The following is a 13,504-nucleotide window of genomic DNA, read 5'->3' as shown; positions in this document are numbered from 1 at the left end:
GGGGCTATCCCCACGAAGTGGGGTTGGGAGGAAACCGCCTCCGGGTATGTCCTGAGTCCTTACAGGCTGCGCGTATTTTCTGCATAGACGCGGGAGCAACGCGCAGCGCTTCAAAAGGTGGTGCTTACAAAATTGAGAGTCAAAAAATTAATTTTGAATTTTAAATTTTGAATTCCCCGGAGGGACTGACCCCTACTCACCTCTTACACTCGCATTGCACATCATTCAACAAGCTGGAATTATGGTTGTTAAAACTCCTTTAGCATGGCTGCAACTTGTCCGAAACAAAGTTCGTTCTCTTGTGGCTGTGGCTGGTATTGCTTTTATTGTCATTCTGATGTTTATGCAACTTGGTTTCCAAGATGCTCTTTATTCCAGCGCGACCCAAGTGCATCGAAATCTCAAAGGTGATTTATTTTTAATCAGTTCTCAATATAAAGCATTAACAGCAAATCAAAGCTTTTTCCGGACTCGCTTGTATCAAGCCTTGGCCTTTGATGGTGTCGAGTCTGTGAGTCCTATGTATATAGGATTTGCTAAATTTAAAAATCCCGTAAACGGTCAAAAATACTCAATATATGTTATTGGGTTTGAACCGGGAAAGCCTGTTATGAATATGCCAGAAATTGAGGCAAATTTAGATAAAATTAAAATTCCTGATGTTGTCCTTTTTGACCGTAATTCTCGGAAAGAGTTTGGGAATATTGCTCAAAAATTTGAAAAAGAAAAGACGGAGCAATTCATTGAAATTTTTCCTTTTAACTCATTAACTGGTTATAGAGTCAGAGTTGGTGGTTTATTCAGCTTAGGTTCCTCGTTTGGAGTAGATGGTAATTTAATTGTCAGTGACTCAACTTTCATCAGAATATTAAACAACCGTTCAGCAGAAATGATAGATGTAGGTGCAATAACTCTGAAGCCTGGTGCCAATTTGGAAAACATTAAGCGAGAGTTAGAAGCTAACTTACCTAATGATGTCGTAGTTTTTACCCGTCAAGGATTTATCAATTTTGAAAAAGAATATTGGGCAACCAGAACACCAATTGGTTTTATACTCAATCTCATGTTATCAATGGCTTCTGTCGTTGGTATAGTCATTGTTTATCAAATTCTTTACAGTAATATTTCCAATCAATTAGTTGCTTATGCAACTTTAAAAGCCATAGGTTATGGAAATAATTATCTATATAATGTTGTCTTTCAACAAGCTTTTATTTTAGCAGTTTTAAGTTACATACCTGCATATGCTATTTGTTTAGGTTTATATGATTTTGCCATGCAAGCCACTAAATTACCAATCATGATGTCTTCGCACAACGCGATCATTGTCTTAATCTCAACAATATTAATGTGTATGACTTCTGGAGCGCTGGCTATTAACCAACTCCGGTCTACAGATCCAGCAGATATTTTCTAGCATGAGTCATGAGTCCTTTGTAAATACAAAGAACTGATAACTCATCAAAAAGGAAAATTTCTCACAAATCACTTAGCTTCAATTCTTCATTACAATCTTCTATGAACCTCAACAACAAAACTCTCCTCATCACTGGAATTGGCGGATTTATCGGCTCGCGTACAGCAGAGTTAGCCATAGCAAAGGGAATCAAGGTTTGTGGACTGCAAGATGCTTCAGATAAGAACAAAAAAGCGCAAAACCTGGGTGCTAAAGTGATTTATGGCAACGTCACTGATCCAGCAACCGCCCAAAAGGCTTGCCAAGGAGTAGATATAGTTTTGCACACAGCAGAAATTGCCAAAGAAGGTGGTTCGATCGACCAATTTCGTGAGATAAATGTTAGCGGAACCATCAACATGGCTCAAGCTGCTAAGAATGCTGGTGTCAAAACCTTCGTCCATATTTCCAGTGTTTTGGTATACGGCTTCAACTATCCTGATCGCGTCACCGAAGACGGACCATTGTGTGGTGAGAAGAATGCCTACTGTCAGACAAAAATAGAAGCCGAAAAAGCACTTTTAGAACTCAACGATCCAGCAAATTTTGGCATCATCATCCTCAGACCAGGAGATGTTTACGGACCTGGAAGCATCCCCTGGATAGTTCGACCTCTGCTAATGATGCGGCAAAGATTATTTGCTTATGCAAATGAGGGGCGGGGAGTCATCAACCACACATATATCGATAACTTAATCGATGCTATCTTTCTTGCCATAGAAAAAGAAACATACGGAGAAATCTTCAATGTGACTGATGGACAAGAAACAACTTGGAAAGATTATTTTACACGCTTAGCTGACATAGCTGGTTTACCCGCTCCCTTTTCTCTACCAAAAGATGAACTTAAATTATTTCTCCAGCTGCGCTATCAAGGACAAAAACTTTTTCGCAAACAAGCTGATATTCTGCCAGAAGTCGTAGATTTTATGACTCGCCCCTATGCTTATTCAATCACCAAAGCACAAAAGCTGTTAAATTATCAACCAACAGTTGATTTGGAAGAAGGCATGCGGCGCACGCACGAATGGGTGAAAAAAACAGACATCCAAAAATTTATGCAATAGAGTTGTCGCTTCATGCCCTGCTCTTAATCCTAGAACATCGATTCACTTATCACAAACCTAACCCCTCAGCCCCCTTTCCACCTCTCCCTAACCCTCTCCTAAAAGGAGAGGGAAGCGGAAAAACTTTTTTCTTGAAAGAGGGAGCCAAATTGCCCTTCCCTTGTAGGAGAGCCACTTGCGTGCGCGGGTTCCCCGCGTTGAGCAAAGTGGCGTGAGGGGTTAGGGGAGAGGTTCTTCCAAGATTACTGAATTGATGTTCTAAACCCCAAAGAACAAAAAGTTACCTGCGTTAAATTCTCAAACAACTCTCACATTTCACGGAATCTCTGCACGATCTTTTATTATGAGCAATCATCAGCCAAGATTAAGCATTGGACTGCCTGTATATAATGGCGAGAAATTTATCAAAGAAGCCATCGATTCAGTTTTGGCTCAGACCTTTGAGGATTTTGAGTTAATTATCTCAGATAATGCTTCAACAGATAAGACTGAGGAAATTTGTAGAGCATACGCTGCTAAAGACCAACGCATCAGTTACTATCGTAACCAAAAAAATATTGGTTGCGCCCCTAACTTTAATCGTGTCTTTGAATTGTCTTCAGGCGAATACTTTAAGTGGGTAGCTCATGACGATCTACACGCTCCCGATTTTCTCACGAAGTGCATTGAGGTACTTGACCAAGACCCTAGCATTATCTTGTGCCACTCTAAAGTATATTTCATTGATGAACACGGTAAATTCATACAGAATTACGGTATCGAACTCAAAACCGATTCACCAAAACCACACGAACGGTTTCATGAGCTTCTGGCTACGCACCTATGCTATCAATGTTACGGCGTAATCCGCGCAAGGGCCCTCAGGATGACGCCGCCTATGGGTAGTTACGGTGCTGCAGACGCAATTTTCTTGTTAAGACTTGGTCTGCTTGGTCGGTTTTATGAAATCCCCGAATACCTGTTCTTTGCTAGAAGCCATTCACAACAATCATTGAGTATGTTCTTTCCAGATTATCTGTCATGTACTCAGAAAAATACTCAAAAATCAATGCGTACGCTGCCTGATTTTCATGCGTATGCAGTGTGGTTTGATTCGGCAAATCAGGGAAAAATTTTGTTTCCACATTGGAGAATTTTCTGGGAGTATTTTATTTCAGTGTGGCAGGTGAAGCTGACTTGGTATGAGCGGATATCTTGTTATATAAGTTTTTTGAACCAGTTCAAAGGAACAGAGTTTCTCTTGATAAAAGATTTGCTGTTCACTCCTCAAATGAATCGCTTCTGGCAAGACTTGCAAAAATCATCTATCCAAAAACAGACTATCAACTCTTTAACAGTGAACAGCTACCTACGCAGTTATCAGTTAAATACGAGTGGTCGCGCGTCCCCCACCAAGAGCACCTTTATGCGTTGGTGGTGAGCCACTGCGGTCTTGGGGTTTCCCCAAGTAGAGCAAGTGGCGAACCCGGAGGGCGGTGAGCGCATCCCCTACCATACGCCCTCAGGACTCAGGACTGTTTTAAATGAATCGGTTGGTGAAATCAAACCTGGATTCTAAAGCTTTTTCTCAATTTCCCAACAAAGCGCAAAATTCACCTCTTAGTCACTGCAACATTATGCTGAATCTATCTAAATTCAGTTTCTACTTGCTCGCTACTTTAGCAAGCCTCAGCTTAGCTAGAACCGTAAATGCAGAACCTAGTGCAACACTCACTGTTGTAGTAGATGGGCTACGTCACAAAAACGGTGAAGTTTGCCTGAGGATTTACTCCAGTGAAAAAGGATTTCCTAATAGTAATACCAGTGAAGTACAAAGTGGCTGCACTCCGATAACAGGAACTTCTGTAAAAAAGCAGTTCTTAGGTTTGAAACCGGGAACTTATGCTGTCGCCGTAGTTGACGACCAAAACGGAGACCATAAACTAAACAAAGACTTTTTAGGTATTCCACAAGAAGGTTTTGGTATTTCCAAAAATCCAACTGTATCAATAACAACGGGTACACCAAAGTTTCGTGACGCCAGTTTTGTGGTGAAGAAAAATACAACCATCAAAATTGTGATGAAATATTCGCTCGACCCTTAAAACCAGTGAACAGTTATCAGTGAACAGTTATCAGTGAACAGTTACCAGTGAACAGTTATCAGTGAACAGTTATCAGTTATCAGCTATCTGTATCTAATACTGTTAACTGTTTACTTAACCTTTTGCATAAGTCAATAATTGTCTGTTTTCATCTGCGTTTATCTGCGCTTTCATACCCACGAACGCACGCATTTTTTCAAGAAGTCTACTGACAAACTCTTCACTTAATAAAAAACTAGGCTGAATTATGAAAGAGTTGCTGATATTCCTGTCTAAGTCTTTGCTAAGCTGGTTGGGTATTCAGGCGTGTTTAGCAGTTGTTTTTTTGTTCTACCTACGCTTATCCCAAAAAAAATCATTACCAGACGACCAGTTGCCCAAAACTGCGGTGATTCTCTGTTTACGAGGCGCTGATCCGTTTTTGACTAACTGCTTGCGATCGCTCTTGAACCAAAACTACCCATGCTATGATTTAAAGCTGATCGTTGATAGCCAAGAAGACCCGGCTTGGAAAATTGCCACTGATACCATCCACGAACAAAGAGCAACTAACGTCGAAATCAGCCCTTTGAGGATAGCGCGCCAAAATTGTAGTCTTAAATGCAGCTCCCTACTGCAAGCTGTCTCGGAGTTGGATGATTCCTACAAAGTCGTTGCTCTTGTTGATGCCGATACAGTAGTCCATCGCAATTGGCTGCTGTATTAGTCAGCCCTCTGGCACATCCCAAAGTCGGGGCGACAACAGGTAACCGTTGGTATCTCCCCACAGGTAGATATTGGGGGTCTTTAGTGCGGTACATAGGCAACGTCTCTACAGTGGTGCAAATGTATCTGTTCCGGATTCCTTGGGGTGGGAGTTTGGCGGTGAAAACAGAACTACTTCGCCAAACAGGACTGCTAGATAAGTGGGGGCAAGCCTTCAACGAAGACACCATGATCTGCAAGGTTTTGCAAAAACATGGGATGCAGGTTAAGTTTGTCCCTTCTCTAATAATGCTCAATCGCGAAGAATGCGAATTACCTAACTTAAAATACTCGCTAATGCGCCAACTACTCAGTGCTCGACTTTATCACCCTTTGTGGTTGGCTGTAGTGAGTGATGCTATTTCAAGCATACTGATACCGACTCTCGTCATAGTGTTGTTTCTAGCGGCATTGTTGACCGGAGAATGGAATGTTGCGGCTTTGTCGTTTGGCTACTTTAGCATATATACGCTGGGATTACTCTTTATGATGCTGGCATTAGAGCAAGGGGTACAGCAAATCATTCGCAAACATGGTGAACCGACGACAAAATTGTCACCACGAACAGTCGTGAAAATGCTCATAGCAATTCCCTTGACACAGTGGGTTTATGGGATAGCGATGGTATTATCCCTGGGGATGCGAAGAGTCAACTGGCGCGGCGTTAGTTATCAAATCAAAGGTCCTTGGGGCGTTCGTTTAGTCAAATACCGCCCTTATGAGTTATTAGATCAACCTGGCGATCGTAAGGTTTCTATATAGTTGGTAGTTAGAGGAAACCTCACCCTTTCCCCTCTCCGAAATTCGCACAGGAGTGGCGCTGCTGGGGTGAGGTACAAATACAGTCAATAAACAAGAGTGCAAAAGTCAATATTATGAAAATAAAATCACAGATGTAGACGCCTCCGGCGTCTACCCGGAGGGTATACCGATAAACACTGATAATTTATCTGTGTCCATCTGTGTCCATCTGTGGTTCCAAACATCTTTAAACCTCAATGAGTGCAAGATCTGAGTAACCGGATTTCAGATGACATCCTAGTCTTTCCAGCAGATGCTCTCCCACACGCAAAGCATTTGCCATAATCGTTAGTGATGGATTCAAAGCAGTACTGGAGGGGAAAAAGCTACCATCAACAACATAAAGATTATCAACATCGTGTGTGCGGCAATTGAGGTCAAGTACGGAAGTTTTGGGGTCTTCACCAAAACGGCAAGTCCCACACTGATGTGGAACTTCTCTCAAGGACATTTTTAGGTTAGTATATAGTGAAAATGCCCCATCTCGCTGACGATTCTCAATTGATTTCAAAGCTTGATTCCAGCGCTTTATGAAGCGATGAAATGCTTCTTCATTGTTATTTGTATAGTCGAGAAAGATTTTATCTTCCTGCAGACGCACGCGATTGTTGGGGTCTGGTAAGTCTTCAGTGATGAGCATCCAAACAACAGAATGGTTCGCCACCGCCTCAGATAATATACGAGGCATAAAAGGTGGCCCGTTAGCCGCAATTTTATCTTTGTTAAGATTGCCTAGTAATTGTACACTTCCCATTGGGTAAGGAAAATCTTTCTCTCCCCAATAAAAATCATTGATAGCAAGTGTCTTTTGAAAAATTGTTGGATTTTGTTTTGCAGTCAAAGCCATAACCACTGCAAATTTATGCGCCATGTAATTGCGCCCTACAAGATGAGAACTATTGGCTAATCCATTTGGGTGTTGGTCATTGGCTGATTTCAGTAACAAGACTGCTGAGTTGACTGCGCCACAAGCAACAACAACAATATCCCCAGAAAAGATATGACGCTGACCTGCAATTTCTGCTTCAACTCCAGTCACTTCGCGACCAGATGCACTCGTATGCAAACGCACAACTTTTGCATTGGTCATTAAAGTTAAATTAGAATAGACAAGTGCTGGACGTACACCGTTAATGTCGGCGTCAGCTTTGGCATTAAGAAAACACGGGAAGCTGTCGCAAGTATCACAACGAATACAAGCACTCAAAAAACGATTGACTTCATTTAGCTTGATAGCAAGCGGTTGATAAAATGGATGGCAGCCTTTATCCTTTAGGGCATAGTGGATTTCTTGAATGTAGGGTTCGTGGCTAACTGGTGGAAACGGATAGTCTTCACTGCTTGGGGGTTCAGTAGGGTCTAAACCACGCTTTCCATGTACTTCGTACAGTCTTTCAGCCTTAGCGTAGTAGGGGGCAAAATCCCGATATTTCAATGGCCATTCAGGAGAAATGCCACCTTTATGAATGATTTTTTCAAAGTCCTGCTCGCGAAATCTGAATAAAGCACCGCCATAAAATTTGGTGTTCCCGCCAACATAATAGTGTGTGAGTGGACGCAATGGTTTGCCGTCTTTTTTGTACCAAACCTCAGAATTTAGGTAGCGTTCTTTTTTATGAACTTGCTCCGAATCCCAATTGGCTTTTTCTTTGGGTAAGAAACTTCCTCGTTCTAAGACTAAAATTTTCTTTCCACTGGGTGCCAATAAATTAGCTAAAGTTCCACCACCAGCACCTGTGCCAATAATGATGACATCGTAATGAGCCTCAGCCATGCTTGCTTTGTTTTTTTGTAAGTAGAGAAATGAGATAACTTAGTTTTGTGCAGAATTTTCGTCACGCATTTGATTTTCTGCACAAATTCGATTCAGTTTGGTCAAACCAATCCAGCGATAAACTGCATCTCCAAACTTGGGAAAAAGTTGGATTTCAGAAAACAGCAGCTTTGTTAAAATTCCATCGAGTATCACTTCTGCCTGGTTTTTCTTGATCGCATTGATGACGGCGATCGCCACATCACTTGGTCTGTGAACACGTGCTAAACTTGGTGCAGATAAGCCAAACTTGAGAAACATTCCTGCTGAAGTATACCCAGGACAGACCACAGAAACTCCTACATTGCTATTAGCTAATTCCTGCCGCATTGCATCTGTCCACATAATCATACCCGCTTTACTCGCTGAGTAAATGCTGTTGTAAGGCGCTCCCTTTTTACCAGAACCAGATGAAATATTCACGATGTGACCACTATTGCGGTTTACCATGTTTGATAGTATCAAACGAGATAATTCCATTGGTGCCAGTAAATTGGTCGTCAATATCGATTGAATATCCTCTAAAGTGTAATTTTGGAAAGGTCGATATTTTTCTATAGCAGCATTGTTAATCAAGATATCAATTGGACCTGCAAGTTCATGAATTCGCTGCACTAAAACTGGTAAATCTTCCAATTTGCTAATGTCAAATGGAATACTTATGCCTCTCCCACCAGCAACTTCAACCTCAGCACATATTTGCTCTAAACTTTCCTTGGAACGAGAAACTCCGACTACAGTTGCCTGTTCTCTTGCCAAAGCACGCGCAATAAATACTCCAATGCCACCTGATGCACCGGTTAAGACCACTGTCTTACCTGCTATGGTTTCCATAATCAGCCGCCTGTATTTTACTTATTGCCTAAAAAATGGGTCTAGTTTTAGGTCAGAACAAAATTTTGGTAAAAAGCAATTTTTTACCTAACTGTAGTAAACTTGTTACCAATGAAAAACACAAAAATTAAAGACTCTCAGATATGCACTTCTTAAAACGTGGCACAGAGTCTTTGATACTATCAATAATCACTGTTTTCTCAATAAATTAATTACTAATTTAGCTCAATTGAAAAAATATTTTGTACATCTCAAACTTTTTTGAGAGTTTTGCTAATTGATTTTATCTATGTTAGAAAACATGAATTAAAAATTTTGAAAAATCTTGGACTTTGATAATTTAGTTGCAGATTAGTCAGTTGCCATTTACCATAAAATATAAAATAGCAATAAATCAAACCAACGAAAAATCAATTGAAATCAGTAACCTGGATAACAGAAATTGTAATTTAGTAGTTATTTCAAGGGTTGGAAAGCATATATCCAGAGTCATTCATGAGGCTGCAGCTTTCAGACAACATCAGTGGGGTTAGTAAGGACAGAAAACATATCCTGCTTAATTAAGAATCTCTTGCAATGCGTAAATCCTAAATTCAACTGTATCAGTGCTAACAGGTGTGCTTTTGTTTAAGGACACCAATTTTTAGTTCAGGAAAATAGACAATACTGCACAGAAATTATGAACAAGCAACCTCTTCGCATTGCAATTTTTACAAGCTTGTATGCTCCATTCTTAGCAGGGGTCTCCGTAGCAGTACACCAACGGGTTCGCTGGTTGTTACAGCAGGGGCATGAAGTTTTTCTGATTCACCCTGAAATCAACGACCAGTACCCCAAACGTGTTAGCAATCGACCCATGCCAGGGCTGGATGAGTTAAAGCTTTTCCCCAATTTTTCCGACTATGCATTCCCAACACAGCCACTGATATTTTATAAGTCTCTTCCTCAACCATTGCACTATCGGCATTGGAGCGATACTAAGTTACTCGAAAAGTTCCAGCCCGACATTATAGTGGTTGAAGAAGCAGCGCAAATGAGAGGATTTTACTCGCTTTATTTGCAAGGTTACGGTCGCCCGATTGGCGTTGAATACGCAAAACGAACAGGCACTCCAACAATATCACTCTTCCATACTGATATCGTTGCCTATATCCAATATTACTTAGGAAATCACTTTTTCAACCTTATTCGTCCCATCATTCCCTCTTTGATTAAGCAGTTCAGCCAACTTTATGATGTCAATCTCTTTCCTTCCCGAGAACAGCTTGCTAAGTATCAACAGATGAAATCCCAACGCAGCGAATATCTGCCCTTTCAAGGAATTGATTGTCAAAAATTTAATCCTGCAAACATCTGTTATAATCCTATTCCCAACGACCACAGACCAACCGTCCTTTTTGTCGGACGCATTACCGCAGAAAAGAATGTCAGCCAACTCCTAGAGGCATATTCGCTCATCGCTGCCAAAATTCCTGACGTCCATTTAGTTATCATTGGCAGTGGTCCCCAAGATCAAGAAATCCGTAGCCGTGCTGAAGAGTTTAAATCCGGTGTGACTGTGTGGGGTGAGTCCCACGGAACAGAACTTTTGGGTTGGTACGCTCGTGCAGATGTCTTTGTGAACGCCTCGGTTACCGAAAACTTCTGTACAACCAATACCGAAGCCCTAGCATCTGGAACTCCTGTTGTAGCAGCTTGTGCTGGGGGAAACCCAGAGCAGGTTTTACCTGGTATCAGTGGCTTTTTAGCTGAACCTAACAACCCAGCTGATCTCGCTCAGAAGGTGATTTCAATTCTGGAAAATCCTGATCTCAAAGAAGAAATGTCTCTACAGGCTCGCCTCTCGATACTTGAATTTGATTGGTCAGTATGTACGGAAAAGTTTGAAGATAAACTTTACGAGGTTGTTCGAGCATCCAAAAATTTGGAAGCAATGCCTGTTTGAGCAATGGAAGCAGGGGAGGAAGAAAAAGGAGGGAGGGAAAGAGGGATGGAAGGAGAATTTTCCCTCACTCACTCACTCACTCACTCCCTCATATCAGGCTTGGTTGATTACTTATCATTCCTGAATAACCCCACCCCTTTATCCCCTCCCCGCAAGCGGGGAGGGGAGCCTAAGCGCAGCTTTGGCGGGGTGGGGTGCAGTCAACGTGGGAATCATAACTAATTATCCGAACATGATATCACTCACTCATTCCCTCCCTTATCCTCTCTATTGGGAACTTCGCCCAGACGTTTTTTGAATTTGCTGGGTGAAGTATACTTCGTCATAGTTCAACTGTTGCGCTATCTCCAGCCCTTTTTGAAAAGCTGTTCGTGCTTGGGGATAGTCTTTGCGTTGCAAATGAAGTTGCCCAATTTGGTCATAAGCATTCATTAAACCGTAAAAGTTGGCAGATCGCTCCTGTGCTTGCAAGAGGATTTGGCTTGCTTGCAAAGCCTCCTCTACTTGTCCTTGAGAACGGTACAGTGCAATTAATTTTTGCAAAATCTCCCCAGCACGGACAAATTGCTCTGATTGCCAAGCTGTGGTATAAGCTTCTTCATAGTTCTTGAAGGCTTCTTGCAGTAAGCTGGGATTTTCCCGTGCTAAAGCTTCATAATCTGAGCCAATAGCCTGCTTTAATGCTACTAACTGGATCTGGTTGTTTTCTTGCTGATAAACTTCTGCTAGTTTATTACGTATCTTTACTGATTTTTCTGGTTGGTTTGCTTGTTTGTAAATGTAAGCGAGTTGTTGTAAATATGCTGTTTCGTTAGCGCGATCGCCTCTAGAGGAAGCGAAAGTTAGCAATTGCTCATAAGTAGCCGCTGCTGATGCGTAATCAAACCAATTGAGATGCAATTCTCCAATAATCTTCAGGATGTTTACTTCTGCTGTGGTATCTTTTTGCTGTCGCACTCCTACCAAAACTTGGTCGTAAACTTGCAGTGCTTCTTTAGGCGATCGCACTCCTTGGTAAGCTTGACCTAACGCTTGCAAAAGTTGTAAATCTGCTGTAGTTTTTTGGGATTGAGCCTGTTTTTGGATGACTTGCAACCGCTGTGTGATATATTGCACTTCTTGGCGCTCGTTTTCTCTCCAAGCGATTTCACCCACCCGCGAGAGTGCTTGTACCTCTGCCAATGGACCTAAATAACGGCGTAAGCGCAGTTCCCGGTTCCAGATATCAAACGCTGTTATCCTATCCCCTGCTTGCAGTGTAGCAGCAGCTTGTTGATTGAGCTGATCCAGCGCAGGCTCCAAATTTTGACGCTCTTGCGGGGTTAGCGGCTGTTTATCTTTTGGCGAACGTGGTAACAGTGGATCGGGTGTGGTGAGCTCCAGTGGATTAGGAGGGAATTTATCTGGCTGTGTAGGCTTTTTGCTCGCTGCTAGTGTCGGCGAACTGCAAAGGAGACACAATGTAGCAGTGGCTGTCATGGTAACACTTAAGCGCCGTAGCATGGACATTTTACCTTTTTGTTGCATTACTAACTTGCTCAACTGTTGCGCGGTAGCGCAACTACAAACCTATTACCTATCTGACGAGACTCAGCAAAAAATTCTCCTAAGAACAACCACAAGCTATAAAATATTCCATAATACAATTTATCTTTTGTCCGGCTACATACTGGTAAAGTTTTTATACCTGGTAGCTTTGTTGACCAAATCCAAAATTCAGAATCTAAGTTTGATAGAATGACTAATTCTACGGATATAGCAACATTAGCCCGCTGGATGGCAGCAGATTTCAGCAATCAAGAACAAGCTTTTGAAAACCCGCCTTTTTTTGCTCACATTCGCGTTTGTATGCGTCCTCTCCCCTTAGAAGTTTTATCTGGGGTAGGTTTTTTTGTTGAACAAGCTTATGACTATTCGCTTAATGATCCTTATCGCTTAAGGGTACTGAAGCTGGTGAACACAGGAAAGCACATTGAAATCGAGAACTACAGTGTTAAGGAAGAAAAAAAGTTTTACGGTGCATCCCGTAACCTTGAACGCCTCAAAACCCTAACTGCTGATGATCTGGAAAAACTACCAGGCTGCAATATGATTGTAGAGTGGACGGGTCACAACTTTAAAGGCACGGTAGAACCAGGTAAAGGCTGCATTGTGGTTCGCAAAGGGCAAAAGACCTACCTCGATAGCGACTTTGAGATTGATGAAGACAAATTTATCAGTCGCGATCGCGGACGCGATCCGGAAACCGATGAGCATATCTGGGGGTCAGTCGCTGGGCCATTTTACTTTGTCCGGTGGGCTAGTTTTGCAGATGAAGTCAAACTAAGTCCTGAATCCTGAGTTCCAGAGTCCTAAGCGAGTACCAAAAAATAAATTATCCATTATGTAGGGTGGGTTAGGCGTACGACAGTTGAGGTTTTACATTCAGAATTAAAGTGCGCCCTAAGGGATTTCCAAGAAATAAATTATCCGTCTTGTGGGGGAGCCCGCGCTGCAGGAGGGTTTCCCGACCTAGGCGACTGGCGTTGGGCGTCCCCGCCCGCCCAGTTTATAGGACGGGCAAGATGCCCATCCCACAAGAAAAAGTTGGATATTTTTTTATTTGGAAGTCTCTTATCAGTTATCAGTTATCAGTTTCATCCTCCGGGGGAAACACCACACCAAGAGCACAGAAAGCGTTGGTGTCAGTACAACCACACCAGCCCGAGAAAGCCTCACTGCGGCTGGTACTTGCGGCTGGTACTGTTCACTGTTTTACGC

General features: G+C 42.1%; 9 protein-coding genes and 1 pseudogene. 7 read left to right on the top strand and 3 right to left on the bottom strand.

What is annotated here, in order from left to right:
* The first annotated feature begins 241 nt into the window (after window positions 1-241).
* The 5 genes and pseudogenes from devC to V5G28_RS10720 all read left to right on the top strand — a co-directional run bounded on the left by devC (window position 242) and on the right by V5G28_RS10720 (window position 6,113).
* Entirely contained in the window at window positions 242-1,417 is a 1,176-nt protein-coding gene (gene devC / locus V5G28_RS10740) for an ABC transporter permease DevC (protein ID WP_332992537.1), read from the top strand.
* A 101-nt stretch (window positions 1,418-1,518) separates the two neighbouring features.
* Window positions 1,519-2,523 carry an NAD-dependent epimerase/dehydratase family protein gene (locus V5G28_RS10735; RefSeq protein WP_332992535.1) on the top strand — a complete coding sequence of 335 codons (1,005 nt, stop codon included), beginning with the start codon at window positions 1,519-1,521 and terminating at the stop codon, window positions 2,521-2,523.
* A gap of 343 nt (window positions 2,524-2,866) precedes the next feature.
* Entirely contained in the window at window positions 2,867-3,943 is a 1,077-nt protein-coding gene (locus V5G28_RS10730) for a glycosyltransferase family 2 protein (RefSeq protein ID WP_332992533.1), read from the top strand.
* 196 nt (window positions 3,944-4,139) lie between these two features.
* Window positions 4,140-4,607 (top strand): DUF2141 domain-containing protein, encoded by a 468-nt coding sequence (locus V5G28_RS10725; protein WP_332992610.1) that lies wholly within the window; start codon window positions 4,140-4,142, stop codon window positions 4,605-4,607.
* A gap of 247 nt (window positions 4,608-4,854) precedes the next feature.
* A pseudogene (locus tag V5G28_RS10720) lies at window positions 4,855-6,113 on the top strand (glycosyltransferase).
* Window positions 6,114-6,339: 226 nt separating this feature from the next.
* Here V5G28_RS10720 and V5G28_RS10715 read toward each other — a convergent pair.
* Both V5G28_RS10715 and V5G28_RS10710 read right to left on the bottom strand, forming a co-directional pair.
* On the bottom strand, window positions 6,340-7,926 hold the full coding sequence (locus V5G28_RS10715; protein ID WP_332992532.1) for a GMC family oxidoreductase: 1,587 nt from the start codon (window positions 7,924-7,926) through the stop codon (window positions 6,340-6,342).
* Between the two features lie 39 nt (window positions 7,927-7,965).
* Window positions 7,966-8,799, bottom strand: a complete 834-nt coding sequence (locus tag V5G28_RS10710; RefSeq protein WP_332992530.1) for an SDR family NAD(P)-dependent oxidoreductase — start codon at window positions 8,797-8,799, stop codon at window positions 7,966-7,968.
* Window positions 8,800-9,478: 679 nt separating this feature from the next.
* Between V5G28_RS10710 and V5G28_RS10705 the strand changes: the two genes are divergently transcribed.
* Window positions 9,479-10,744 carry a glycosyltransferase gene (locus tag V5G28_RS10705; protein WP_332992528.1) on the top strand — a complete coding sequence of 422 codons (1,266 nt, stop codon included), beginning with the start codon at window positions 9,479-9,481 and terminating at the stop codon, window positions 10,742-10,744.
* A 267-nt stretch (window positions 10,745-11,011) separates the two neighbouring features.
* Here the strand turns inward: V5G28_RS10705 and V5G28_RS10700 are convergent, their stop codons facing one another.
* Window positions 11,012-12,247 (bottom strand): tetratricopeptide repeat protein, encoded by a 1,236-nt coding sequence (locus V5G28_RS10700; protein WP_332992608.1) that lies wholly within the window; start codon window positions 12,245-12,247, stop codon window positions 11,012-11,014.
* A gap of 234 nt (window positions 12,248-12,481) precedes the next feature.
* Here V5G28_RS10700 and V5G28_RS10695 point away from each other — a divergent pair, with 234 nt between their 5' ends.
* Entirely contained in the window at window positions 12,482-13,084 is a 603-nt protein-coding gene (locus V5G28_RS10695) for a chromophore lyase CpcT/CpeT (protein WP_332992526.1), read from the top strand.
* Window positions 13,085-13,504: the final 420 nt, after the last annotated feature.

It is taken from the genome of Scytonema sp. PRP1, from assembly GCF_036697665.2.
Classification (GTDB): Bacteria; Cyanobacteriota; Cyanobacteriia; order Cyanobacteriales; family Nostocaceae; genus Kalymmatonema; species Kalymmatonema gypsitolerans.
This window is presented reverse-complemented; position numbering and strand designations above follow the sequence as displayed.

What these genes read in the sequence shown, in the direction of transcription:
- devC (WP_332992537.1), top strand. Translation starts at nt 242, where the DNA reads ATGGTTGTTAAAACTCCTTTAGCATGGCTGCAACTTGTCCGAAACAAA.
- V5G28_RS10735 (WP_332992535.1), top strand. Translation starts at nt 1,519, where the DNA reads ATGAACCTCAACAACAAAACTCTCCTCATCACTGGAATTGGCGGATTT.
- V5G28_RS10730 (WP_332992533.1), top strand. Translation starts at nt 2,867, where the DNA reads ATGAGCAATCATCAGCCAAGATTAAGCATTGGACTGCCTGTATATAAT.
- V5G28_RS10725 (WP_332992610.1), top strand. Translation starts at nt 4,140, where the DNA reads ATGCTGAATCTATCTAAATTCAGTTTCTACTTGCTCGCTACTTTAGCA.
- V5G28_RS10715 (WP_332992532.1), bottom strand. Translation starts at nt 7,926, where the DNA reads ATGGCTGAGGCTCATTACGATGTCATCATTATTGGCACAGGTGCTGGT.
- V5G28_RS10710 (WP_332992530.1), bottom strand. Translation starts at nt 8,799, where the DNA reads ATGGAAACCATAGCAGGTAAGACAGTGGTCTTAACCGGTGCATCAGGT.
- V5G28_RS10705 (WP_332992528.1), top strand. Translation starts at nt 9,479, where the DNA reads ATGAACAAGCAACCTCTTCGCATTGCAATTTTTACAAGCTTGTATGCT.
- V5G28_RS10700 (WP_332992608.1), bottom strand. Translation starts at nt 12,247, where the DNA reads ATGCTACGGCGCTTAAGTGTTACCATGACAGCCACTGCTACATTGTGT.
- V5G28_RS10695 (WP_332992526.1), top strand. Translation starts at nt 12,482, where the DNA reads ATGACTAATTCTACGGATATAGCAACATTAGCCCGCTGGATGGCAGCA.